20 protein-coding genes, 1 tRNA gene and 6 pseudogenes are annotated in these 22,410 nt (G+C 63.6%); 13 read left to right on the plus strand and 14 right to left on the minus strand.

Annotated features, from left to right (window positions below):
* The first annotated feature begins 32 nt into the window (after nt 1-32).
* A complete protein-coding gene (locus ACVWYI_RS34125) occupies nt 33-290 on the plus strand; it encodes a hypothetical protein (RefSeq protein ID WP_247447571.1) in 258 nt (85 codons plus the stop codon).
* 6 nt (nt 291-296) lie between these two features.
* Here ACVWYI_RS34125 and ACVWYI_RS34130 read toward each other — a convergent pair.
* A tRNA-Glu gene (locus ACVWYI_RS34130) sits at nt 297-371 on the minus strand.
* A gap of 215 nt (nt 372-586) precedes the next feature.
* Complete coding sequence (locus ACVWYI_RS34135; protein ID WP_354052551.1) at nt 587-931, minus strand: hypothetical protein; 345 nt, start codon at nt 929-931, stop codon at nt 587-589.
* Between ACVWYI_RS34135 and ACVWYI_RS34140 the strand changes: the two genes are divergently transcribed.
* The 3 genes and pseudogenes from ACVWYI_RS34140 to ACVWYI_RS34150 all read left to right on the plus strand — a co-directional run bounded on the left by ACVWYI_RS34140 (nt 930) and on the right by ACVWYI_RS34150 (nt 3,587).
* Nucleotides 930-1,937 carry an RluA family pseudouridine synthase gene (locus ACVWYI_RS34140; protein ID WP_456664281.1) on the plus strand — a complete coding sequence of 336 codons (1,008 nt, stop codon included), beginning with the start codon at nt 930-932 and terminating at the stop codon, nt 1,935-1,937. The two genes, ACVWYI_RS34135 and ACVWYI_RS34140, sit on opposite strands and share 2 nt — an antisense overlap.
* A 219-nt stretch (nt 1,938-2,156) precedes the next feature.
* Nucleotides 2,157-3,057, plus strand: a pseudogene (gene rpoH, locus ACVWYI_RS34145) (RNA polymerase sigma factor RpoH).
* A 236-nt stretch (nt 3,058-3,293) separates the two neighbouring features.
* Nucleotides 3,294-3,587, plus strand: a complete 294-nt coding sequence (locus ACVWYI_RS34150; protein WP_456664282.1) for a hypothetical protein — start codon at nt 3,294-3,296, stop codon at nt 3,585-3,587.
* Nucleotides 3,588-3,591: 4 nt separating this feature from the next.
* On the opposite strand, the gene ACVWYI_RS34155 is transcribed toward ACVWYI_RS34150, so the two are convergent.
* The 4 genes and pseudogenes from ACVWYI_RS34155 to ACVWYI_RS34170 all read right to left on the minus strand — a co-directional run bounded on the left by ACVWYI_RS34155 (nt 3,592) and on the right by ACVWYI_RS34170 (nt 7,092).
* Nucleotides 3,592-4,230: a peptidoglycan recognition protein family protein gene (locus ACVWYI_RS34155; protein WP_247339352.1), complete on the minus strand. Its 639-nt coding sequence runs from the start codon at nt 4,228-4,230 to the stop codon at nt 3,592-3,594.
* A 37-nt stretch (nt 4,231-4,267) separates the two neighbouring features.
* A pseudogene (locus ACVWYI_RS34160) lies at nt 4,268-5,480 on the minus strand (GGDEF domain-containing protein).
* Between the two features lie 568 nt (nt 5,481-6,048).
* On the minus strand, nt 6,049-6,660 hold the full coding sequence (locus tag ACVWYI_RS34165; RefSeq protein ID WP_456664283.1) for a LysE family translocator: 612 nt from the start codon (nt 6,658-6,660) through the stop codon (nt 6,049-6,051).
* Nucleotides 6,661-6,715: 55 nt separating this feature from the next.
* Nucleotides 6,716-7,092 (minus strand): annotated as a pseudogene (locus tag ACVWYI_RS34170) (response regulator).
* Nucleotides 7,093-7,223: 131 nt separating this feature from the next.
* On the opposite strand from ACVWYI_RS34170, the gene ACVWYI_RS34175 reads away from it, so the two are divergent.
* Nucleotides 7,224-8,054, plus strand: coding sequence for an SDR family NAD(P)-dependent oxidoreductase (locus ACVWYI_RS34175; RefSeq protein ID WP_456664284.1), 831 nt, complete (start codon nt 7,224-7,226; stop codon nt 8,052-8,054).
* 63 nt (nt 8,055-8,117) lie between these two features.
* Here ACVWYI_RS34175 and ACVWYI_RS34180 read toward each other — a convergent pair.
* A pseudogene (locus ACVWYI_RS34180) lies at nt 8,118-8,925 on the minus strand (lytic murein transglycosylase).
* Between the two features lie 584 nt (nt 8,926-9,509).
* Between ACVWYI_RS34180 and ACVWYI_RS34185 the strand changes: the two are divergent.
* On the plus strand, nt 9,510-9,746 hold the full coding sequence (locus tag ACVWYI_RS34185) for a hypothetical protein (protein ID WP_007596614.1): 237 nt from the start codon (nt 9,510-9,512) through the stop codon (nt 9,744-9,746).
* A gap of 107 nt (nt 9,747-9,853) precedes the next feature.
* On the opposite strand, the pseudogene rpoD reads toward ACVWYI_RS34185, so the two are convergent.
* Both rpoD and dnaG read right to left on the minus strand, forming a co-directional pair.
* A pseudogene (rpoD, locus tag ACVWYI_RS34190) lies at nt 9,854-12,005 on the minus strand (RNA polymerase sigma factor RpoD).
* A gap of 378 nt (nt 12,006-12,383) precedes the next feature.
* Nucleotides 12,384-14,426 carry a DNA primase gene (dnaG, locus tag ACVWYI_RS34195; protein WP_247339342.1) on the minus strand — a complete coding sequence of 681 codons (2,043 nt, stop codon included), beginning with the start codon at nt 14,424-14,426 and terminating at the stop codon, nt 12,384-12,386.
* 332 nt (nt 14,427-14,758) lie between these two features.
* Here dnaG and ACVWYI_RS34200 point away from each other — a divergent pair, with 332 nt between their 5' ends.
* The 3 genes and pseudogenes from ACVWYI_RS34200 to ACVWYI_RS34210 all read left to right on the plus strand — a co-directional run bounded on the left by ACVWYI_RS34200 (nt 14,759) and on the right by ACVWYI_RS34210 (nt 15,990).
* Nucleotides 14,759-15,085, plus strand: coding sequence for a BrnT family toxin (locus ACVWYI_RS34200; protein ID WP_247339340.1), 327 nt, complete (start codon nt 14,759-14,761; stop codon nt 15,083-15,085).
* A 34-nt stretch (nt 15,086-15,119) separates the two neighbouring features.
* Nucleotides 15,120-15,341, plus strand: a complete 222-nt coding sequence (locus tag ACVWYI_RS34205; RefSeq protein ID WP_456664613.1) for a BrnA antitoxin family protein — start codon at nt 15,120-15,122, stop codon at nt 15,339-15,341.
* 84 nt (nt 15,342-15,425) lie between these two features.
* Nucleotides 15,426-15,990, plus strand: a pseudogene (locus tag ACVWYI_RS34210) (chlorite dismutase family protein).
* Here the strand turns inward: ACVWYI_RS34210 and ACVWYI_RS34215 are convergent.
* Both ACVWYI_RS34215 and ACVWYI_RS34220 read right to left on the minus strand, forming a co-directional pair.
* Nucleotides 15,987-16,385, minus strand: coding sequence for a gamma-glutamylcyclotransferase family protein (locus ACVWYI_RS34215; protein WP_456664285.1), 399 nt, complete (start codon nt 16,383-16,385; stop codon nt 15,987-15,989). The pseudogene ACVWYI_RS34210 and the gene ACVWYI_RS34215 overlap by 4 nt on opposite strands.
* Nucleotides 16,386-16,430: 45 nt before the next feature.
* On the minus strand, nt 16,431-17,342 hold the full coding sequence (locus tag ACVWYI_RS34220; protein ID WP_456664286.1) for a transglutaminase family protein: 912 nt from the start codon (nt 17,340-17,342) through the stop codon (nt 16,431-16,433).
* Nucleotides 17,343-17,434: 92 nt separating this feature from the next.
* On the opposite strand from ACVWYI_RS34220, the gene ACVWYI_RS34225 reads away from it, so the two are divergent.
* On the plus strand, nt 17,435-18,241 hold the full coding sequence (locus ACVWYI_RS34225) for an N-formylglutamate amidohydrolase (RefSeq protein WP_456664287.1): 807 nt from the start codon (nt 17,435-17,437) through the stop codon (nt 18,239-18,241).
* An 81-nt stretch (nt 18,242-18,322) separates the two neighbouring features.
* Here the strand turns inward: ACVWYI_RS34225 and ACVWYI_RS34230 are convergent, their stop codons facing one another.
* From ACVWYI_RS34230 to ACVWYI_RS34240, 3 genes are read right to left on the minus strand one after another with little or no spacing between them, the layout of a single operon-like run.
* On the minus strand, nt 18,323-18,940 hold the full coding sequence (locus tag ACVWYI_RS34230) for a LysE family translocator (RefSeq protein ID WP_456664288.1): 618 nt from the start codon (nt 18,938-18,940) through the stop codon (nt 18,323-18,325).
* 48 nt (nt 18,941-18,988) lie between these two features.
* Nucleotides 18,989-19,504 (minus strand): hypothetical protein, encoded by a 516-nt coding sequence (locus tag ACVWYI_RS34235; RefSeq protein WP_346730917.1) that lies wholly within the window; start codon nt 19,502-19,504, stop codon nt 18,989-18,991.
* Nucleotides 19,505-19,533: 29 nt separating this feature from the next.
* On the minus strand, nt 19,534-20,979 hold the full coding sequence (locus ACVWYI_RS34240) for an LVIVD repeat-containing protein (RefSeq protein ID WP_247339324.1): 1,446 nt from the start codon (nt 20,977-20,979) through the stop codon (nt 19,534-19,536).
* Nucleotides 20,980-21,116: 137 nt separating this feature from the next.
* Between ACVWYI_RS34240 and ACVWYI_RS34245 the strand changes: the two genes are divergently transcribed.
* The 3 genes from ACVWYI_RS34245 to ACVWYI_RS34255 are packed head-to-tail and all read left to right on the plus strand — an operon-like array spanning nt 21,117 to nt 22,403.
* Complete coding sequence (locus ACVWYI_RS34245; RefSeq protein ID WP_247339426.1) at nt 21,117-21,431, plus strand: ArsR/SmtB family transcription factor; 315 nt, start codon at nt 21,117-21,119, stop codon at nt 21,429-21,431.
* Entirely contained in the window at nt 21,424-21,894 is a 471-nt protein-coding gene (locus ACVWYI_RS34250; RefSeq protein WP_247339323.1) for an SRPBCC family protein, read from the plus strand. The genes ACVWYI_RS34245 and ACVWYI_RS34250 overlap by 8 nt, the downstream gene beginning before the upstream one ends.
* The gene (locus tag ACVWYI_RS34255) at nt 21,891-22,403 is read left to right on the plus strand and encodes an SRPBCC family protein (RefSeq protein ID WP_247339322.1); all 513 of its coding nucleotides are present in this window, start codon (nt 21,891-21,893) and stop codon (nt 22,401-22,403) included. Before ACVWYI_RS34250 ends, ACVWYI_RS34255 begins: the two co-directional genes overlap by 4 nt.
* The last annotated feature ends 7 nt before the right edge of the window (nt 22,404-22,410 follow it).

Here is a 22,410-nt window from a genome sequence, read left to right on the forward strand (position 1 = left end):
ATTCGCAGAAAGCTCGACGGGACAAGAGTTGATTGTGCGACGAGCAACGTCAATGCGAACAGCCGAGGGCGCTCGCGTACGACAGCGCACGTCAGCGGCGGTTTGACTATTTCCGGACATCAAAGAGCGACGCGAAAATTTTTCGCGAATGCGCCAGCCACTGTGAGGCATCGCGCCGAGGCTATTTGGCGAATGTCGGCAGCAAATTCCGCAAGCGTTCGCCGCTGATCACCAGCGTCTTATTCAACCGTTATTCAACGAACGCGGCTGATGGCTACCTAAGTGCCTGAGTTTGCTGGCGCTCCCTAGGGGAATCGAACCCCTGTTTCAGCCTTGAGAGGGCCGCGTCCTAACCGCTAGACGAAGGGAGCGTGAGGGAGAGGACATAGCCGCGAATTTTGCCGGCGGCAAGGTGGGATTCACGGGTTTCTCCGCCGTCGTCCTGGCGAAAGCCAGGACCCATTTCCCCGCGTGGCAATGGTTAAGGCACATCGGAGCAACGATCTCGTTCACGCAACCGGATTCGGTGGTTATGGGTCCTGGCTTTCGCCAGGACGACAGCTGAGGCCAGTTCCGAGCCCCGGCCTCACGGCTCATTGGCGAATTTCAGCTTTCCGGCCGGCTTCAAGGTGTGGGCGTCGAAGGTGCGGATCTCGGTGACCCCGCCGATGTCGAGCGTGACCACGAGCCGGTCGCCGGCGATCCCGGTCGAGACGATTTTGGATCCCTTCGGCAGGGTGGCAATGACGTCACCTGCCGGCTCGGGTGCCCTTCCCTCCGACTTGAAAAGGCGGTAGCCCACCGCGATCAGCACGGCGCAGATTGCCAGCGCCGTGGTCAACCCCGCGATCAGCATCATCCGCCGCACCCGCGCGAAAATCGCGGCCTGCTCGGGGCTCGGTTCGGGAACAGCGGTATCAGACGTCGTCATGGAAAATTCAGGCTCTGCGCAAAGGTTGGAGGTTGTCGTCACCGGCGACGAGGACTCGACCCGGCTCGACCGCGTGCTGGCGGCGCACCTCGCCGACCTGTCGCGATCGAGACTGAAAGCCCTGATCCTGGCGGGCGCGGTGAGCCTCAAGGACGCCGCGATCCGCGACCCCGCTTATCACGTCGCATCCGGCGATACGATCACAATCGACGTGCCGGAAGCAGTCCCGCCGGAGCCGAAAGGCGAGGATATCGCCCTCGACATCGTGTTTGAGGACGATGACATCGTCGTCCTCAACAAGCCCAGGGGGCTGGTGGTGCACCCCGCGGCGGGCCACGAGACCGGCACTCTGGTGAACGCGCTGATCGCCCATTGCGGAGGCTCGCTGTCGGGCATCGGTGGCGTGCGCCGTCCCGGCATCGTGCACCGGCTGGATAAGGACACCACGGGGCTGATGGTGGTCGCCAAGAACGACCTCGCGCATGCCTCGCTCACCGCGCAATTCGCCGATCACGGCCGCACCGGGCCGATGCGGCGCGGCTACATGGCGTTCGCGTGGGGGCTGCCCGGCCGCCATCGCGGCACCGTTGATGCGCCGATCGACCGCCACCCTCATGCACGCGAGAAGATGGCGGTGCGCCAGGGCGGCCGCGAGGCCGTGACGCATTGGGAGCTTCTGGAAAGCTTTGCCGGGCGGGACCGCAAGCCGATCGCGGGCCTGCTCGCCTGCGAGCTCGAGACCGGGCGCACCCACCAGATCCGCGTCCACCTCGCCCACATCGGCCATCCCCTGCTGGGCGACGGCGTCTACGGCCCACACTTCAAGACCAAGGCGAACCAGCTCGGCCCCGAGTCGCAAGCAGCGCTGGCCGCCCTCGGACGGCAAGCCCTGCACGCTTATTTGCTGGTATTGGAGCACCCGAGGACTGGAGAATTACTCCACTGGGAGACGCCGCTGCCGGAGGATTTGCTTCTCCTCCAGGGGGCTTTGAAAGCGGCGCTATGACGCAGGCAGTTTCAGAAAACCCTTACCTTACAAAAAGTTATAGCTGCCACACGGGGACGTGACGTCAGCAATCCTTCCCTTTTTGCCCCCCGATGGGGTATATTGCGTCTGCGTTGGAAATGACCAACGCGGAACATCGCAGCTACGACCGGCTTTAACAAAGCGGTCGTCTGCCTGGCCCGCCGCTATCGGGGGCCTGAACCTTTGGAGGGCTTAACTATGGCCCGTACCGCTGCACTGCCGGTCCTTAATGGAGAATCCGGCCTTTCCCGTTACCTCGGCGAAATCCGCAAGTTCCCGATGCTGGAACCTCAGCAGGAATACATGCTCGCTAAGCGCTGGCGCGAGCACGACGATCGCGACGCCGCGCACCAACTCGTGACCAGCCATCTCCGGCTCGTGGCCAAGATCGCCATGGGCTATCGCGGCTACGGCTTGCCGATCTCCGAGGTCGTCTCGGAAGGCAATGTCGGCCTGATGCAGGCGGTGAAGCGGTTCGAGCCCGAGAAGGGCTTCCGTCTCGCCACCTACGCCATGTGGTGGATCAAGGCGTCGATACAAGAGTACATCCTGCGTTCCTGGTCGCTCGTGAAGATGGGCACTACCGCGAACCAGAAGAAGCTGTTCTTCAACCTGCGCAAGGCGAAGAGCAAGATTTCGGCGCTGGACGAAGGCGATCTGCGCCCGGACCAGGTGGCGATCATTGCCAAGCGTCTCGGCGTCACGGCTCAGGACGTGGTCGACATGAACCGCCGCCTCGGTGGCGACGCGTCGCTCAACGCTCCGATCCGCGACGACGGCGAAGCCGGAGAATGGCAGGACTGGCTGGTCGACAATTCGCCCAAACCAGGAAGCCATGCTGGCCGAGCACGAGGAATATGATCACCGCCGTGACGCCCTCAATGGCGCCATGGGCGTGCTCAACCCGCGCGAACGCCGCATCTTCGAGGCCCGCCGCCTCGCCGATGAACCGATGACGCTGGAAGACCTTGCCGCCGAGTTCGGCGTGTCGCGCGAGCGCGTCCGCCAAATCGAGGTCCGCGCTTTTGAAAAGGTGCAGGCCGCGGTCAAGGGCACGATCGCCAAGGCCGAGCAGGCTGCGCTGGAAGCGGCGCTCTAAGCGAGGTTGCTCTGGCGCCAGAGATTGGCGGATCGACAAGAGACAGAAAGCCGGCGGCAACGCCGGCTTTTTTGTGTGTGAGGTGCAGCATGTTCTTGGAGACGCGGGCCAGGCACCTTGAACCCGCACTGCCGGCCGGCCGACCAAAAACATCGGACTGACAGCATCAAGAGAACGGACACGCACTGTGTCGATCATTTTGCAATCTACCGTGGGCGGGTTTTCCGGCCCAGTTCATGCGCAAGTTGCCGCTGGTCGAGCAGGCGATGCGCGACCACGGCCTCGAGCCGTCGGAGTTCGTGATCTCGAAGGACTACGCCTCGACCGCGACGATCCCGATCATGGGCCCGTTCTTCTTCAATTATAGCGTCTTCTTCGGCGAGGAAGAATTCACCGTCACCGAGCCGAACGACATGGTGTTCCTGGATTACTTCATCAACCGCGTGCTGGCGGCGGATGAACCGCCGGAATTGCCGCGGCGGCCGGGATTGATGCGGCGGCTCTTTGGATGGATGTCGGAGCCGGTGTAGCTCGTCACTCGCCCCTAAATTCTTTCCCCCAAGTCCTCGCCAGCGTCGCGAGCCAGCAGCCTTCGCAATAGCGCGCGTCCTTGTAGTCGATCCAGTTGTGCGCATAGACGTGGTCGAGCGGGATGCCGTAGCGCGCGCGCAGGATTTGGACGAGGATCTTCCACGCCGCGACCTGCGCCGCGGTCGGGCCGGTCGTGACGTCGGGATAGTTGCCGGCGAACTCGACGCCGATCGAATTGTCGCGCACCACCTGGCGATAGGTCGGCTTGTTGTCGATGTATTTGTTGTCGTTGCGGTTGGCGCCGTCGCCATGGGTCGGCACCAGATTCTCCGCCACCGCCCAATAGACCGTGCCGTCGGTTTCGACCCACAATGTGACGCCGCGACGCGTGGGATTCTTCGATTGCGCCTCGGCGCCCCCGCGGGCCGAGCCCGCCGGCCCCTCGGTCTGGTGCACGATGATGTTGCGCCATGGTCTTGCGTTACCGACATCGCCCCATGGCGCCAGCCACACGATTTTCAGGCCGGGAATGTCGGGCGTGCCGGAGGCGCGCGCGAGTTTGGCCAGCTCGGCGTCGGTTGCGTCTGCGGGCGCGATCAGAATGAGAGCGGCGAATACGGCCGCGAGCAGGCGGGAGATCATCGTGCGGGTCCAATGCGGACCAGACATTAGCACGCCCTTACGCGAATTTGCGCAAGGCCTCGCCTGGACCGATCGGCTCAGGCAGGAGCGGCGGCGCCGGCTCGTAGACGGCAAAGTCGTTTTTGCCGTTCTTCTTGGCCGCATAGAGCGCGTGGTCGGCATGCGCGATCAGGCGGTCCGGAAATTGGCCGATGCCGCGATCCCACTGCGCCAGCCCGATCGAGATCGCGATCGGAATGTCGCCCCCGGTGCAGCTGACGGCATCCTGACGACAGACCTCGAGCACGCGGCGGGCGATCGCGGCCGCCTCGCGCAAGGACGACGACGGCAGCACGACGCAGAATTCGTCGCCGCCGGTGCGGGCGAGCATGTCGCCCGGCCGCAGCCGCGTTTGCGCCATCAGGGTGAAGTGCTGCAGGCAGGCATCGCCCGCGGCATGGCCATGGGTGTCGTTGATGGTCTTGAAGCCGTCGAGATCGATCACCAGCAGCGAGAACGGCTCGCTGCTGCGCTCCGAGCGGGCGCATTCTTCACCCAGCCGCTGCAACAGATGCCCGCCGGTTGGCGACACCGGTGAGATCGTCGAGCAGCGCGAGGTCGGCCACCTCGTTGCGCAGGCGGTCCATCGCCATCAGCAGGAAGCCGAAATTGAGCGTCATCGACAGGAACAGCAGCCCCAGCACCATGACCGCATGAGCCTGGCCGCCGGCGCTCGCCGAGAAATCGCCGCCGAGCAGATTGCCCGCCGTGCGGACCGCGAGGATCGCGATAATGACGAGGATGACGATGCCGGACAACCGGGCGCCCGGGCTGACGCGGCCTTCCGGCGGCGCCAGCAACAGACGCAGCGACAGCACCAGCGGCAGGCCCTGACCGAGCGTGTAGCAGAGCATGCGCAGCGGCATGTGCTCGAAGCCGACCATGAAGAACACGACGCCGGCGAGGCTCAGCGCTCCCGCCGCCGTCATCATGCGCCACGAGACCGGCCGGTGATAGAAGCGTTGGATGCCCATGGCGGCAAGGCAGCTCGCCGCGATGACGCCGGCCGCGCCAAGCAGAAGCGGCAGCGGAGATGCGATGAACAGGCGGATCAGGGCCGTCATCGCGCCGGTCGCACCGATGAAGGACGATGCCATCCAGAACCGCGCGGCTGCGAATTTCGGATAAGAGCGCGTCACATAGGCCCAGATCAGGCCGAGCGCCAGAAAGTTGACGACGAACACCGTCCAGAGTGTCGGCACGTTCAGCATGGCGCGTGCCGCACGCGCAGTGTCGTGCCCTCCGTCCCTGGCAGCCGTCCGTCCATGACCCCGTCCCCGTTTTCTTGCGGGCAACAATGCGGCCGTCGCGCTTAACGGAGTCTCACTGCGAACTTTAAAAGCATGCCTTTGGTTTTGGATTCATGAACGGCCGGCGCGGTTGTCGGATCGTTAGGCATGTCGGCCGCGATGCGGATTCAAGAACCAAAAGCGCCGGAAATGCATCTGAGCTGTGGATAACGCGATGACACGGATGTGACAGCGCGGGGCATATGGGCGCGAATCTGCTGAGCTTGTGGTCGAGGATGTTGCGAGGCTGGCCCTCCGCCGAGCATCCCTCGTGTCGCGTTTCACCATTAACCCTGAAGAGGATCCTATGGCTAAGAAAGCGAAGAAGGCGAAGAAGGCGACAAAGAAGAAGGCCAAGAAGGCAGCGAAGAAGAAGTAACGAGGCTTCTTATTTTTTGCCCGGGTGGAGTTCGCTCCGCCCGGGCTTCGGCAGGGGCGAGAGATTGAAGGCGGCGGGCGCGAGGCCCGCTTTTTTATGGAGTGAAGAAAACTACCGCTCGGCGAACGCGAGCTTGGCGCCAAGTGCGGCGAAGCCGGCGGCAAAACTCCGCCGCAGCCAGGCCATGACGCGCGGACGGGAGATGACGCGCTCGCGCACCGAGGCTGCGCAGAGGCCGTAGACCACGAACACGGCAAACGTCATCGCCATGAAGGCGCCGCTCAATTCCAGCATCTGCGCCAGCACATGGCCCTCGTCCGCGGCGATGAACTGCGGCAGGAAGGCGAGGAAAAAGATCGACAGCTTTGGATTGAGGATGTTGATCAGGAAGCCGGTCACGATCACACGGCCAGCCGAACGCTCGCGAATTTCGCCGTCGACCGCCAGCGCGCCGGTCTCGCGTAGCGCCTGCCAGGACATGTAGAGCAGATAGGCGACGCCGCACCATTTCAGCGCGGCGAAGGCGAGCGCGCTGGTGTGGAGCACGGCGGCGAGCCCCAGCATCGCGGCAATCATGTGCGGCACGATTCCGAGTGTGCAACCGAAGGCGGCCGCGATGCTCGCGCGCGAGCCGCGTGTCAGCGCGGCGGCCAGCGTGTAGAGCACGCCGGTGCCGGGCGAGGCGACCACGATCAGCGAGGTCAGCAGGAAAGACAAGGTCATGCACAGACCCTATCACCGCATCTCGGGGCAAGAAAGCCGGCCCGCGGGATCGCCGTCAGGACAGCTGCGCGAGCTCGGCCTCGCGGAGCACGTCGAGCGGCGCCCATGGCTTGGCCCAGAACTTTAGGCGCCGTTCGGCAAGGGCTGCATCAAGGGGCGGCCGGAGGTGACGACGATGTCGAGCTTCGGATTTCGGTCCTTGGCGACGTGCGCGAGCTCGACCCCGTTCATGCGGCCGGCAAGCTGGACGTCCGTCATCATCAAGCAGAGCGCGCCGGCGCTCTCGTCGAGCACAAGCTCGGCTGCTTCGGCGCTCTCGCATTGAATGACGTCGTAGCCGCTTTCTTCGAGAAGAAGACTGAGCATCTCCCTCTGCATGAGGTCGTCTTCCACAATCAGTGCGGTTGCTCGAAATGGCTTTGCTTGTCCCATTGGCGGCTCCCAATGCTGCCTGTCTGTCTCTATCAAGTAACGTAGGTTAAGGTGGGAACAGCCATGCGGTTCAGTTCCATTATGAAAAAATGTAAATCATAGTTCCGCACGAGGGGCTTGATTGGGGATTCATGACTGCGATTCGCGGCGCCGCCGCCATCACGGGAGCGGCCAGCGGCATCGGCCGCGCTCTGGCGATCGAGCTTGCACGGCGCGGCTGCGATCTCGCGCTCGCCGATCGCGACGAGGCCGGGCTGAAGACGCTCGCGGCCGAGATCGGAGCCGCATGCAAGGTCAGCCTGCACCGCGTCGAAGTCGGCGAGCCCGACGACATCGCGCGGTTCGCGAGCGAGGCGACAACAACGCATCCCGCGCTCGGCATCGTCGTCAACAATGCCGGCGTGGCGCTGATGGGCTCGTTCGAGGAGATCGACCAGGCGCAGATGGACTGGCTGTTCGACATCAATTTCTGGGGCGTGGTGCATGGCACGCGCGCCTTCCTGCCGCATCTGAAGACGATGGGCGAGGCCCACATCGTCAACCTGTCCTCGATCTTCGGCATCATCGCGCCGCCGGGACAGTCGGCTTATGCCGCGGCTAAATTCGCGGTGCGCGGCTTTTCCGAGAGCGTGCGGCACGAGCTTGCGATGGCGGGAAGCCCTGTGAGGTTGTCGGTCGTGCACCCCGGCGGCGTCGCCACCGCCATCGCGCGCAATTCGCGCACCGGGGTCGGCGTCACCGACAACGCGCGTCGGTCGCAATCGATCGAGCGGTTCGAGAACGCGGCAAAGACCACGCCGACGGACGCCGCGCTGCGCATCATCAAGGGCATCGAGAGAAACGAGCCGCGTATCCTGATCGGCAACGACGCCCGCTTCATGGATCTGTTGCAGCGCTTCCGTCCGGGGACGTACTGGGCGCCGTTGCAGCGCAAGCTGGAGAAGATGGCGAAGGGGAGCTAGCCGCGTGGTCCGCCGCCTCGCTTTCAACGTCGTCCCGGCGAAGGCGGAGAGACATCACGCCCCTCACTGCCCCGCGAGCCGATCGGCAAAATACCCGATCGTCTTGCGATAGATCACCGCCCTGTTCCATTCGCGCATCACCTCGAAATTTGCGGTGCCTTCGCCGTAGGGCTGGCCCATCTTGAAGCCGCTGGTGTGGAGCAGGTTCGCGGTCGACGCGAGCACGTCGGGGACGCTGTGGCGGAGATCGACGTGGCCGTCGCCGTCGAAATCGACGCCGTATTTGATGTAGGAGGACGGCAGGAATTGGGTCTGGCCGATCTCGCCGGCATAGGCGCCGATCAGGTCGCGCAGCGGCAGGTCGCCGCGCTGCACGATCTTCAGCGCCGCAAGCAGCTCGCCCTGAAACAGATCCGTGCGGCGGCAGTCATGCGCGAGCGTCGCCAGCGTGCGGATCACGGGCAGCTTGCCGATGTCGCCCTTGCCGAAATCGCTTTCCAAGCCCCAGATCGCGACCAGGATATAGCGGGGCACGCCGAATTGCTGCTCGATGCGCGAGAGCAGCGCGGCATGGCGCTGCAACATCGCCTTGCCGCCATTGATGCGGCCGGGGCCGACCCGGGTCGAGACATACTGCTCGAAACTCTTGTTGAAGGTGTAGCGCTGGCGCCGGTCGAAGGCGAGCACCGCGCCATCCTGGGCCACCCCGCTGAGCGCCGCGCTGGTCACGCCCCGCCGAGACGCCGGCGCCTTGCGCTTCCGCGGTCATGCTGGCGACAAAGCTGTTGAAGTCGCCGCCGCAGCGCGCGGCCTGGGCCGATCCGCTGGCCAGACAGGCAATGAAGGCGATGGCCAAAGCGGGTCTCGACATACCGGAAAATCCTTTGAAGAATGAACGCGAAAGCGGCACGCGATCATGCCCGGGAACCGGATTCGCGTCAAAGCGGCAAACCTCGCCAGAACCCGATCGCATCTTGGCTGCGACAAATGAAATGCGCTCGCCACGTCTGCGCATCGACGGGAAGACGCGCAGGCCAACGCGCTTTCTACATAGTGCACACAACGCTAGCTGCGTTGCGGCAGCGCATAGATGAACAAACTCATTTGCTCATCGAAGCAGTTCGTTTGGGAACTCATGAACGTCGAAATCCGACGCATGTCTGATCCGCCGGCTGCGACATCGACGCCGCCCTGATTTGCCTTGCCATCGCATGGCGCAGCCTATAACCTTCTATTCTAGGTTGTCGCCCCGCCAGCCCCGGGCGACACTGAAGACCAAAAATAAACGGCGGGCTTAGCGGCCCGCCGTTTATTGAGGAAGGGTCTCGGCAGACGGCAAGAGGGCGCCCGGCGCCCCGCCGGCAAAACGAATTCATCCGTGCGCGGCACCCCGCTCCGCGTGAATACGGGCAATTCACCATTTGACTGCGGCGTCCTGATCGACGACAAGCCGCCATGGCCAAAAAACCTGGAACCAATCCCAAAGGCGAATTCGCCTTTTTCAACGTCTTCTATGAAGACGGCTCTCAACGCTCCAACCGGCGCGTGCCCGCCGAATTGCTGGGCGGCCTCGACGGCGACGAGCCCGCACGCGCCTTCATCATGGAGCAGGACCGCGAGATCGCCGAAAAATCCGGCCGCCCGGCGCTGGAGATCAAGAACCTCGAGCGGGTCGGGGCGAAGAAGAAATAGGCTCCGCTCGCGCGACACCTAGAGCATCGGCACAAACAAAAATGGCGGGCCTCAGCCCGCCGTTTTCGTTTGGATGGATGCCCGGATCGAGTCCAGGCACGCCTGAACTAGTTATCCAAAAAGCTCCGCAGCTTCCTTGACCTGCTCGGATGCTTCAGCTTGCGCAGCGCCTTCGCTTCGATCTGACGAATACGTTCGCGGGTCACCGAGAACTGCTGGCCGACTTCTTCCAGCGTGTGGTCGGTGTTCATGCCGATGCCGAAGCGCATGCGCAGCACGCGTTCTTCGCGCGGGGTGAGCGAGGCGAGCACGCGCGTGGTGGTCTCGCGCAGGTTCGACTGGATCGCGGCATCGATCGGGAGGATCGCGTTCTTGTCCTCGATGAAATCGCCGAGGTGTGAATCCTCTTCGTCACCGACGGGGGTTTCGAGCGAGAGCGGCTCCTTGGCGATCTTGAGGACCTTGCGGACCTTCTCCAAGGGCATGCCGAGCTTCTCGGCCAGCTCTTCCGGGGTCGGCTCGCGGCCGATCTCGTTGAGCACTCTGGCGCGAGGTGCGCACGATCTTGTTGATCGTCTCGATCATGTGCACGGGAATGCGGATGGTGCGCGCCTGGTCGGCGATCGAGCGGGTGATCGCCTGCCGGATCCACCACGTCGCGTAGGTCGAGAACTTGTAGCCGCGGCGGTACTCGAACTTGTCGACGGCCTTCATCAGGCCGATGTTGCCTTCCTGAATCAGGTCGAGGAACTGCAGGCCGCGGTTGGTGTACTTCTTGGCGATCGAGATCACGAGACGGAGGTTGGCTTCCACCATCTCCTTCTTGGCCTGGCGTGCTTCGCGCTCGCCCTTCTGCACCGAGTGCACGATCTTGCGGAACTCGATGATCTCGAGGCCGGTCAGCGCCGCGAGCTGATGCACCTCGTGGCGGAGGTCCTTGATCCGGTCCTTCTCGTGATGGACGAAATTCTTCCAGCCCTTGGCCGACAGCTTCGAGACACGATTGAGCCAGCGCGGATCGAGCTCCGAGCCGGTGTAGTTGCGCAGGAAGTCTTCGCGCCCGACGCCGTGGCTGTCGGCAAGGCGCATCAGGCGACCCTCATGCGAGACGAGGCGCTTGTTGATGTCGTAGAGCTGCTCGACCAGACTGTCGATACGCGCCTGGTTCAGGCGCAGCGACTTCACCTCGACGATGATCTCGTCTTTGAGCTTGCGGTATTTGCGCTCCTGGTGCGGTGACAGCGAGGGCCCGTGCGAGGTGCTCTCGAGCTGGTTCTGGATGTCCTGTTCCTGAAGCTTGCGCAGCTTCTTGTAGCTATCGGCGATCTTGTCGAAGATCTCGACGACCTTCGGCTTGAGCTCGGCCTCGATCGCCGCAAGCGACATCTGGTTCTCGAACTCGTCGTCCTCGTCCATATCGGCTTCGGCGGCGGACTCCGCAGGATCCTTCGCGGCTTCGCCGGCATTGCCGGGCGCAGGCGCGGCGCGGAACGGGGTCGGCGACGGCGGTGCGGCGGGCGGGGCGACATGCGCGGGCGCGGCGCCAGTGACCTGGCCGCCTTCGGCCGAAGCTTCACCGGTCTCGCCGCTGGGACCGGCGATCATCGCAGTGTTCATGCCGGCCTTGGCTTCGGGCCCGGCATAGGTCGCTTCGAGATCGATGATGTCACGAAGGAAAATCTTTCCTTCGTTGAGCTCGTCGCGCCAGATGATGATGGCCTGGAAGGTCAGCGGGCTTTCGCAGAGGCCTGCGATCATCGCCTCGCGGCCAGCCTCGATGCGCTTCGCAATCGCGATTTCGCCTTCGCGCGAGAGCAGCTCGACGGTGCCCATCTCGCGCAGATACATGCGCACGGGATCGTCGGTGCGCTCGCCCGGCTCGCTCTTCTTGACCTCGGTGACGGCCTTCTGGGTGACTTCGACGAGCTCGTTGTCGGTCTCGTCCTCGCCGCCCTCGTCCTTGTCCTCCTCGCCTTCGCTATCGTCGGCTTCGGTGACATTGATGCCCATGTCCGAGAGCATCGACATGATGTCCTCGATCTGCTCGGGCGAGGTCTGGTCGGACGGCAAAACTTCGTTGAGCTGATCGAAAGTCACGAAGCCGCGCTTCTTGGCCTGCTTGATCATCTTCTTCACGGCCGCGTCGGACAGATCGAGCAACGGCGAGGGCGCGTCCTGGGAGTCCTTCTCCGGCGCGTCCGCTGCCTTGTCGTCTTTTTCCTTGTCCTTCGCCTGCAGCGTCTTTGCCTTGGTGGCCATCCATTGCTCCTAAACGCGTTTCACACAGACGTTCGCCGCGCCCGCGTGAAATCACTTGAACCTGTTGCTCGCTGCTCTCGCTTCGTCAGATCTCGACACGGAAAGGGCGGCGCGAACCTCTTTTCGCCACCCCCGACCTTATCTCTCGCCGGATTTGCCTAACGCTTCGTAGAGCCTCTTTGTCGCAGCGGATGCAGGTGTAGTGCCAACAGCAATTGCGCGGATTCATTCCTGACGCGTCTGTTCTGCCTGCGGCCGCCTGGTGGCCAAAGTGCTACAAGACCGTTAAGCCTCGATTAACCCTGTTTTTGCCGCCAAACCTCGGATTTGGCGAGTCTTTTAGCGGTCCCGGCCGCGGCCGTCCGCATGATTCTTTCATCACACGCTCTTCTGGAACCGGCCCGACAGCTCGCCAAAACCCTCGATCAGGGCTTCGGTGCCGTCGACTTCGCCTATCCGAGCCTTGACGTCACGCAGCCACGCCATACTGGCCTCGCTGGAATCCTCTCCCAAGGCCAGCTCGGCGTCTTTCAGCTCTCTAAGTAGTGAATGCCACTGCCGATGCAAGGCAACCAGCTGATGCCAGGTGGAGAGAACGTCGTCCCGTGCGGCGCCCTCGCGGGCGCCCCACACCGCCGCGGTCGTGATGCTGCCATCAACCTTTTGAATAACCTGCGAAAATCCGCCCTTCTCGAGGTCGCCGCGCATCTTTTCGGCCTGCTCGCCGGGGTCCGGCGAGTGGTGATGGTCGTTGGCAAAGGCGGCGATGATGCCGGCCCTGAGCTTATGGGCCTCGGGATGGGCGAATTCCAGGGCCGCGACCTCTTCGAGATGGTCGTGCAGCAGCCAGGGGTGGTTGATCAGGCTCTGCAGGATCAGGGCTTCCCGGCGCGAGATGGCGCTGCGCTGGCTGCGCATGATCGGGCTTGCCGCCAGCTGGGCGCTCGCCGCCTGGTAGGGCCCGGAGGGCAGCTGGATGGGACCGGGCGGGCCTCGGCGGCCTCCACCAAATCCTTGGCCGCCAAGTCCTTGGCCACCAAATCCCTGGCCGCCGAATCGATTCGCGCTTCCGCCACCGCGGGGCTGGAACTGGCGACCGCCGGGGCCGGGGCGGAAATTGCCACGGCCGCCAAAGCCGCCGCGTCCGCCGTCGGGGGCAAAGGCGCGCTGGAGCCGCTCGGCAAGATCCTGCCGATAATAGCGTCGCACCACCTCGTCGCGGATGCCGTTGGAGAGATCCTTGATGCGCGCTTCCAGCGCGGCGCGGCGCTCGGGCGTTGCGAAATTGCCGCCTTCGAGCTCGCGCGACCAGATCATCTCGGCGAGCGGACGCGCCGCCGCGATCACCTCCTCGATGGCGCCGCGGCCGCCGGAGCGCACGAGATCGTCGGGGTCCTGCCCTTCCGGCAGCAGCGCGAACCGCAGGCTCTTGCCCGGTGCGAGGAATGGCAAGGCAAGATCCGCCGCACGATAAGCCGCCTTCTGGCCGGCGCGGTCGCCGTCGAAGCAGAGGATCGGCTCGTCCGCCATTTTCCAGAGCAGCGCGAGCTGGTTTTCCGTGAGCGCGGTGCCGAGCGGCGCCACGCTGCCGGCAAAGCCCGCAGTAACCATGGCGATGACGTCGACATAGCCTTCGACCACGACCAGGGCGCTGCCGTCATGGGTGGCTTTGCGCGCCGTCTGGTGGTTGTAGAGATTGTCGCCCTTGTGGAAGAGCGGCGTCTCCGGCGAGTTCAGGTATTTGGCCGGAATGTCCTTCTCCAGCGCGCGCCCGCCGAAGGCGATGACGCGGCCGCGCAGATCCGTGATCGGAAACATCACGCGATCGCGGAAGCGGTCATAGGGCACCGGGATGTCTTCACCGGCCACCAGCATGCCTGCCTCGACCATGTCGTCGACGGAGACGCCGAGCTTGCCGAGATGCTCCTTCAGCGCAAAGCGATCGGGTGACGCATAGCCCAGCCGAAACTGCAATTGCGTCGCGGGCGAGATCGCACGGTCGGCGAGATAGCCGCGCCCCTTGGCGCCGACACGTGAGGCCAGCGTCTCGGCATAGAACTTTGCCGCGAGATCCATCACGTCATGCAGCGACTTCCGCCGCTGCTCGTGCCTGGCAGCATCGGGCGTCACCGCCGGCAGCGGCAGGCCCGCCATGTTGGCGAGCCGCTCCACGGCCTCGGCAAACGGCAGGCCGTCGGTCTCCATCACGAAGCTGATGATGTCGCCGTGCTTGCCGGAGGAGAAGTCGTGGTAAAAACCCTTCTGGTCGTTGACGAAAAACGACGGCGACTTCTCCTGCTGGAACGGCGACAACCCCTTCCACTCCCGCCCCGCCTTCTTCAGCTTGACGCGCTTGCCCACGACTTCGGAGACCGAAAGCCGGGCACGCAGCTCGTCGAGGAATTGGGGCGTGAAGCGCATGGGCTCTGGGTCTAGCGCGAATCAGCATGAGTCAGGGTGAAGGATCAGGGATATAGGTGCGACAGGGCTAGAAGTCAGGTTTCTCCGGGTTATGCAGGTTATTCGACCTATGCACAGGGCAGAAAATCTCTCACGCAAAGGAATGCCCACCCGGAACCCTAGACTGCTCTCGACGAGCAAACAGATTTTGGCTTTTCCAGTGGAATCCGAAATCGTTGACATCCGACGATTACGTTTGTATATACAGAAAACGATGAAGTCGCGGCTACGGCTTCAGACGTCATAGCAAACCTCATGCGCGGCAAGATGCGGTGTCATTTGGATGATTTGCCATGACGGAAGACTTGCAGCTGCTGTTCGCAGGCGTTCGCGACTTTGGATGGGATCCGAAGAAGCGCGCGTCCAACCTGCGGATTCACGGAATCGACTTCGAGGACGCGCGCGGAATTCTCGACGGCTACACCTTCATCCGCCGGTCGGATCGCAATGACGAAGTCAGGTACCAAATCTTCGGTTACGTCGCCGGGCGGGAAGTCGCGGCAGTCTGCGCGATCCGCGGGGCGGTCTGCCGGTTCATCTCGGTCCGGCGCGCGCGCGAAGACGAACGAAAGAAATATTATAACCGTTTCAAGGGACTACCCAAGGAAGGGCAAGACTGACTGGGCCCGCGTCGACGCACTGACCGACGAGGACATCGCCAAGGCCGTCGCCAATGATCCCGACGCAGCGCCGATTGACATCGATTGGTCGGATGCCGTGCTGGTGATACCGCCGAAAAAAAAGGCCATCTCCATCCGCGTCGACGAGGATGTGCTCGACTTCTTCAAGCGCGATGGCGAGGGCTATCAGCGGCGCATGAATGCGGTGCTGCGCTCCTACATGGAACAGAAGTCGAAGCCGAAGAAGCGGGCCTGATCCGGGCAAATCCCGTAGAGATAAATCCCGTAGAGATAATGACGAGCCACTTGAACCCGACCCGGTTCCACGCTTCCATGAGACATGTTCAGGACCTTTCGAGGCGGCCAGAGCGGGGGATGGCGCATCACCTCGATTTCGCCCGTGACGGGCGAGCCCCTCGCCTTCATGCCGGCGCTGTCGGTCACCGATAGCGAGGCCATCTCGTTGCCGCTGGTGCCCTCGCGCAATGCCTGGCGGCTGGTCGGCGTCGCGAGCACGCTGCGCTACACCGAGCGCGCCGAACAGCAGCAGCTCACGTCCGTGCAGGCCGGCCTCGGCCACCTGGAAGCAACCAGCGCGGCGCTGATCCCGATCCGCAAGTCGCAGGCCTGGTGGGAGTTGACCCAGGAAGAGCGCCGCAGGATCTTCGAAGACAAATCGCACCACATCGCGAGCAGCCTGCGCTTTCCTGCCTGCGATTGCGCGCCAGCTCTATCATAGCCGCGACCTCGGCGGGCCGTTCGATTTCCTGACCTGGTTCGAATTCGCGCCCGCGCACGCCTCGCTGTTCGAGGAGCTGGTGGCGATGCTCAGGCGAACCGAGGAGTGGACCTATGTCGAGCGCGAGGTGGACGTGCGCGCGGTGAAGGAAGTGCTGTCGGCTTAGTGGCCAAGGAAGCGGCCGGTCTCGATGCGCGGCAGATTGGTGACCGGCCAGTTGTAGATGTAGGTCCAGGCCGGTGCAGTCGCGCCGTCCGCGCCTGTCACCTCGACCAGCTTGCGCAGATATTCGGTAGGCTCAGGAAAGCCCTCGCCGCAGGCCTCGTACATGTCGAGCTCGCTCAACAGCTCGTCGGGCACGTGAAGGCGAAAAAGCTCGCCGTGGACGATGTGCGAGGCCGCATCCGACAGCAACAGCCCAGGATAATGCTTCACCAGGATGAGCCGGCCGCGGCAGGTCGCTTCACTCAGGAAATCGGCGTGACCCGCAAGCAGCCGCGCCATCGGATGGTCGAAGCCGCGCATCAGCGTGCCGTAAACGAAAAGACGATCGGAGGTCATGGCCTTCTATAACCGTCAATCAGCAGCGTGCAAATCGCAGTAGACCTACGAAACCTCCGCCTTCAGCTCCCGGCCGCTGCGCTGTTCGTCCGACACCACCCTGATGTTCACTTCCATGACGTCGAAGACGTCCTGCGAGCCGATATAGGTGCCGTGCAGCGGGATCGCCTGGCGCGGGTCGCGGGCGACCGCAACGCGGATGAGATCGCGGGTGCCGACGATGCCGTTGGTCGGATCGAACTCGATCCAGCCCGCGGTCGGCAGATAGACCTGCACCCAAGCGTGCGTCGAGCCGCCGCCGACATGACGTTGCGCGATGTTTTCAGGCACGAAGATGTAGCCGGAAACGAAGCGCGCGGCGATGCCGAGCCGGCGCAGCGCCTCGATCATGAACAGCGCATAATCGCGACAGGTGCCGGTGCCGGACTGCAAGGTGTCGAGCGGATGCTGGGTGCCGGGCTCGTGGCGCTTGCGGTACTTGAACTGCTTGCGGATGGCATGCGTCATGCCGCTCAGGATCTTGAAGGTCGGCGTCGGCGCATCCTCGTCGAGAAAGCCGCGCGCCCATTCCGAGAGCTCGCCATCGGGATCGGCATAGTGCGGCGTCGTGTACTGGACCAGATCGGGATATTCCTCGTCGTCATAGACGAACGGGTAGAAGTAGGCCGCATCGTCCGCCGTCAGCGCGAACTCCTCCACCGGATTGTGTTCGACGGTGACGGACCAATCGAAGGTCAGGCAATCCGTGCGCTCGTCGAAATCGGCGATCGCGACCGAATTGCCGAACACGTCGTGGATCCAGCGCAGCGACATCGGCTCCGGCGAAATCTCGAGCTGAGAATCGAGCACGCGCAGATCGTGCCCGTCGCGCGGACGCAGCATGATCCTGTGCTCGCCGAACGCCACCGAGCGCTTGTAGCGATATTCGGTCTTGTGATGAATCGTCAGCAGCGGCATCGTCAGGCAATCATGGTGATGTCAGGCGGACCAATCTATAGCGATTCCCGTCCGATTTTTCGGGGTGACTGCTTTTTCCATAGGCAATCTGGATGGCTTTAGACACAATCAACACGACCGATCAACTCCTCGGCGGGGGTGACATTCCGCCAGTGCATGAGGTGAATGCGCAAGCGACATCGCCCTTTTTGCTCACTTCGGATCACTACGGACGGATTTTGCCGCGCGCGCTCGGCGATCTCGGCGTCACTGAGGCCGAGCTGACGCGGCACATCGCCTGGGACATCGGCATCGCCGGCGTCGCCGATCGGCTGGCAAAAATGCTCGACGCACATCTGATCGCGCAGCGCTATTCGCGGCTGGTGATCGATTGCAACCGCCCGCCAGCCGCCGTCAGCTCGATCCCCGTCATTTCCGAAGCGACCGCGATTCCGCGCAACGAAGGCATCTCCGAGGGCGAGCGCGCCGCGAGGCACCGCGAGATTTTTGAGCCCTATCATCACCGTATCGATGCCGCGATCGACCGCCGCCTGCACGACAAGCGGCCGACGGTGCTGGTGTCGCTGCACAGCTTCACGCCGGTCTATGCCGGCGTCGCCCGTCCCTGGCACATCGGCGCGCTGTATAATCGCGACACCGTGCTGCCGCATCTGCTGCTCAGGCACCTGCGCAGCCAGGGCGATCTCGTCGTCGGCGACAACGAGCCCTATGCAGTGAGCGACCTCACCGACTACACCATCCCCGTTCACGGCGAGGCCCGCGGCCTCGTCAACACCGGCATCGAGATCCGCCAGGACCTCATTGCCGACCAATCCGGCCAGCAACAATGGGCCGAGCGGCTGGCAAGGATTTTTGCGGAGATCGAGGTGGAGCTCAGGGCGGAGCGGCTGGTCGATTAGCCCTGCGTCGCGACGATATCCTCGCCGATCGAGATGCGCATCGCCGCCGCAAAGGGTTCAGGGCCAACCGGCCCGATGGAGCTATTTGGCCCTGGTCAGCGCCAGCCAGATGCCGCCGCCGATCATGAGGCCGCCGGAGACGCGCGACATCAGCCGCGTGCGGCGAGCCGAGAAGAATTTCCGGGCGCGCCCGGCCGCGATGGCGTAGAGCGCATCCGTCATCGCAGCGGTGACCATGAAAGTCGCCCCCAACAGCGCGACCTGCGGGAAGTGGTCGCGGTTCATGTCCATGAACTGAGGAATGAAGGCGCCGAAGAAGATCAGCACCTTTGGGTTCGACAACAGCACCAGGAAACCTTGCAGGAAGAACCCGCCGCGCGGCGGCGCCGGCGGCTGGTCGACATTGACGCCCTCGACCGGCGCCCAGATCAGCTTGACACCGAGCCAGATCAGATAGGCGGCACCGGCAAAGCGAACCCAGTCGAACCAGTAGCCCATGGTCGCCATCAGCGAGGTCAGACCGACCGCGACGATGCCGATGACGATGGCGAGGCCTACTTGCGCGCCGGCGACATTGGTCAGCGCCGCACGCGTGCCGTGGCGCAGGCCATTGGCGATGACGAGGGTGACGATGGGACCCGGCAGCAGCGCCAGCGCAATGCAGGCGGCGACGAAGGCGAAATAGGCTTGCATAGACATCGTGGGGAGGACTCGCTGAGGGCAGTTTGCGGCATTAATGCATGGCACTCACTTTCCGTCCAGCGCCGCCATCACCCACGTCTTGATCTCCTGGGTTTCGAGGAACGCGAGTGCCGCGCGCTGCATCACGCCTGCTTCCCCACGTCCCTGCGTCGCTGCAACGAAAAGATCGCAGCGCCGCGAGACGGCGATGCCGATTGCGGCATGACGAGCGCCGTCGGGCATATCCAGATCATAGCGCCTGGCACGCCCGTGCATCGCTCCGATGCCCACTTCCTCACCCGGCGCGACGGCCGCAAAGCGCGGACTGATCAGATCGATATCGGCGACACGATCCACCTCGTCGTCGTCAGCGACACCGCGGTCGCAATTGCAGAAGCCGCGTTTCGCGCGCAGGTACAGCTCAGCGCCGGCGCAGGCGCCATCGCAACGAAACGCGCGGCCGGCGGACCAGCCGTCGCGCGGGAACGGCCAGGCGATCTCGCGCCAGCGCGCTGTCTCTTCGGCCGGTGCCGGCGCGAGCTGATAGGCCCCGACACCGGACGCGCCGAGCGCAAACACCACAGCTGCGATCGCCGCCCCGCGCCGCATCGTCAGGTCTTCGGCAGACCGGCGGCCGCGCGCGCCGGTCCGGTCAGTTCGAGAATGTGCAGGCCGGTATTGGCACGATCGACGATGTAGACGTAGCCACGATCATCGGTCTCGACATTGTTGGTCTGGATCGCGACCTTGCAGCGTTCGCCGCCCTCGATCGGAATGCAGCGTTTGTCGGTCGCGCTCGTGATCGACGGAACGAAGTAACCGACTTCCTTTGGATGATAGGGATCGCGGATGTCGAGCGCGCGCACCCCGGCATTGAAGAAGGCGATGAAGGCCATCTTCTTGTAATAGACCGGCGCCATGCTCTCGTTCGCCGAATGCGAGCCGAAGCGCCCGCCGCGCCGGCAGAACTGTCCGCTCGCCTCCGGCACGGTGTAGCTCGAGATCATCATCGGCCGCGTCTCGGTGGTGACGTCGGCGAACCACACCATCTGCCGCGCCTCGCCGCATTCGTTCAAAATCGCCTCGTCCACGATCATGACGATGTCGCGGGTCTTGCCGTCCTTGTCCTCGGCAAATTCCGCGACCGGCATGTCGAGCATCGGAAACGTGGTATGCGCGCCGTTGAAGGCCGACATCGGCATGCGCGAAATCTCGGGATAGCGCAGATTGTCCGGCGTCGGCTCCTTCGGGCCGTTCAAAAGCTTGTCGCGATCGACGATCTGCAGGATGCCGCCCTTGTTGGTGCCGTAGCCGAAATAGACGCGATTGCCCTGCGGCCCCGTCGAAATCGGCCCGTGCAATTCGGTGGGCACCGCGCCGGTCGAACCGGGCTCCTGACCGGGCAAGCCAAAATCCCTGATCTTCTGCGGATGCGCGGGATCGCTGAGATCATAGACCTGCGTCATGCGCCGCGTGCGCCAGTCCGGCGCGCCCGAGACGAGGAAGGCAATGCCGGTGTCGCACTCCCACCAGCTCTTGTGCGTGTCCTTCAGGCCGTCGATGCGCGTGACGAGCACCGGGCTTGCGGGATCGGCGACGTTCCAGATCTCATGCGCCTGGCTGCCGAAGGTGCGCAGCATGTAGACGGCGTTGGGATCGCCCTTCGGCAACGACTTGCCGTCGCAGATGCGCACCATTTGCGCGCCGCCGGATTCATACTTGCCCTCCTGTCCCGGCAGGTGCCGCAAATATTTCGGGCGCGCGGGATCGGTGACGTCGACGATCGAGGTGCCGTTCGGTTCGGCCTGCCCGGTCATCGGATTGACGGGAGCGGGCACATCGTCGGTGCCGCCGTGATGGCCGATATAGGCGATCCAGCGGTCGCCCTGGTGATGGATGGTCGGCTGATAGGCGCTACGCGCCTGGAGGTCGCTCGCACCGACCAGCTTCATGTTGGAAGCTTCGGGCGGCGCGCCGATGGTCTGCTTCTGCGCATGTGCCGCGGTGCTGCAGGCGAAAAGGACGAGGCCTGCGGCAGTCAAGACGCAACGGAACATCGAAGTCCTCCCGGAACCAATCTACGTTGGCTGAGATTTGATTCTAGCACAGCCATTTGTGCGCGCCAAAGACACCATTGTGCGCGCCAAAGACACCATCTTGACATGCAACTGTTTGGTTGCCTATTATCCCCGCCATGGATGACGTCTTCAAAGCGCTCGCCGATGCGTCACGACGGTCGCTGCTCGACAGGCTTCACGCCAGGAACGGCCAGACGCTGAACGAGCTCTGCGAAGACCTCGCGATGACGCGCCAGGCCGTGACCAAGCACCTTGTGATTCTGGAAGAGGCCAATCTGGTCACGACCATCAGGCATGGCCGCGAGAAGCTACACTACCTCAATCCGGTGCCGATCCATCAGATCGGCGAACGCTGGATCAAAAAATTCGAGCGCGGCAAGCTCGCCGCGCTGAGCGAGTTGAAACGCCAGTTGGAGAAGCGCGATGAGTAAGCCGCAATTCGTCTATGTCACCTACATCGAGACCACTCCGGAGACACTGTGGGAGGCTCTGACGTCGAGCGAATTCACGAGGCGATACTGGTTCGGCGCCGAAGTCCAGTCGGACTGGAAGGTCGGTTCTCCCTTCGCGCTCCTGCTGGAGGGCGAGACCACCGATTCCGGCGAGATCCTCGAGGCTGATCCGCCGCGGCGACTGTCCTACAGCTTTAAGCACCAGAAGTACGAGGAGCTGCGCGGTGAGCCGATATCCCGCGTCGTGTTCACGCTCGAGCCGTTCGGCTCGCTCGTCCGTTTGACCGTGCTGCATGACGGATTCATCGAAGGCGGGAAGTATCTCGGGGCCGTCTCCAATGGCTGGCCGGCGATCCTGTCCGGGCTCAAGAGCCTGCTGGAAGGAGGCAAAGTGCTCGCGATTCCGCGCGCAGCCCTCAACAAGGGATTCGATGCAAAATGAACCTTGACCAATTCAAGCCGCTCACCGTCTACACCATCTACATTGCCTCGACGCCGGAAAAGGTGTGGGAAGCACTGACTTCGGCCGAGTTCAGCATGCAGTACTTCTTCGGCAATGCCGTGGAGGTCGAGCCGCGACTTGGCGGCGCGTTCATCGTTCGCACGCCCGATGGCGCCCTGCACATCAGCGGCGAGGTGCTCGCATACGATCCGCCGCGAAAGCTCTCGGTCACCTTCAACGTCAATTGGCCCGAGCTGCTCGAAAAGCTCGGACCGACCCTGGTCACCTACGAGATCGAACCGGTCGGCGAGGCGGTTCGGCTGACGATGAGCGAAGGCCACGACCGTCCGCTCAGCGACGACATCCTCTCCGGCGGCCGCACCGGCTGGCCCGCAATCCTGTCGGGGCTGAAGAGCCTGCTGGAAACGGGCAAGGCGCCGCAGATCAAGACGGCGCCGCCGGTGCAGATGCTGGAAGCGTTGAAGGCGATGGGGATCAAGACACCGTAGCGGGCGG

Source organism: Bradyrhizobium sp. LB13.1 (assembly GCF_054056815.1).

Excerpts from the sequence above, each read along its gene's own strand:
- ACVWYI_RS34140 (WP_456664281.1), top strand. The coding sequence starts at position 930 with ATGGAAAATTCAGGCTCTGCGCAAAGGTTGGAGGTTGTCGTCACCGGC.
- dnaG (WP_247339342.1), bottom strand. The coding sequence starts at position 14,426 with ATGCGCTTCACGCCCCAATTCCTCGACGAGCTGCGTGCCCGGCTTTCG.
- ACVWYI_RS34165 (WP_456664283.1), bottom strand. The coding sequence starts at position 6,660 with ATGACCTTGTCTTTCCTGCTGACCTCGCTGATCGTGGTCGCCTCGCCC.
- ACVWYI_RS34150 (WP_456664282.1), top strand. The coding sequence starts at position 3,294 with ATGCGCAAGTTGCCGCTGGTCGAGCAGGCGATGCGCGACCACGGCCTC.
- ACVWYI_RS34155 (WP_247339352.1), bottom strand. The coding sequence starts at position 4,230 with ATGATCTCCCGCCTGCTCGCGGCCGTATTCGCCGCTCTCATTCTGATC.
- ACVWYI_RS34135 (WP_354052551.1), bottom strand. The coding sequence starts at position 931 with ATGACGACGTCTGATACCGCTGTTCCCGAACCGAGCCCCGAGCAGGCC.
- ACVWYI_RS34215 (WP_456664285.1), bottom strand. The coding sequence starts at position 16,385 with ATGACCTCCGATCGTCTTTTCGTTTACGGCACGCTGATGCGCGGCTTC.
- ACVWYI_RS34240 (WP_247339324.1), bottom strand. The coding sequence starts at position 20,979 with ATGTTCCGTTGCGTCTTGACTGCCGCAGGCCTCGTCCTTTTCGCCTGC.
- ACVWYI_RS34245 (WP_247339426.1), top strand. The coding sequence starts at position 21,117 with ATGGATGACGTCTTCAAAGCGCTCGCCGATGCGTCACGACGGTCGCTG.
- ACVWYI_RS34250 (WP_247339323.1), top strand. The coding sequence starts at position 21,424 with ATGAGTAAGCCGCAATTCGTCTATGTCACCTACATCGAGACCACTCCG.
- ACVWYI_RS34175 (WP_456664284.1), top strand. The coding sequence starts at position 7,224 with ATGACTGCGATTCGCGGCGCCGCCGCCATCACGGGAGCGGCCAGCGGC.
- ACVWYI_RS34255 (WP_247339322.1), top strand. The coding sequence starts at position 21,891 with ATGAACCTTGACCAATTCAAGCCGCTCACCGTCTACACCATCTACATT.
- ACVWYI_RS34225 (WP_456664287.1), top strand. The coding sequence starts at position 17,435 with ATGGCTTTAGACACAATCAACACGACCGATCAACTCCTCGGCGGGGGT.
- ACVWYI_RS34220 (WP_456664286.1), bottom strand. The coding sequence starts at position 17,342 with ATGCCGCTGCTGACGATTCATCACAAGACCGAATATCGCTACAAGCGC.
- ACVWYI_RS34230 (WP_456664288.1), bottom strand. The coding sequence starts at position 18,940 with ATGTCTATGCAAGCCTATTTCGCCTTCGTCGCCGCCTGCATTGCGCTG.
- ACVWYI_RS34185 (WP_007596614.1), top strand. The coding sequence starts at position 9,510 with ATGGCCAAAAAACCTGGAACCAATCCCAAAGGCGAATTCGCCTTTTTC.
- ACVWYI_RS34200 (WP_247339340.1), top strand. The coding sequence starts at position 14,759 with ATGACGGAAGACTTGCAGCTGCTGTTCGCAGGCGTTCGCGACTTTGGA.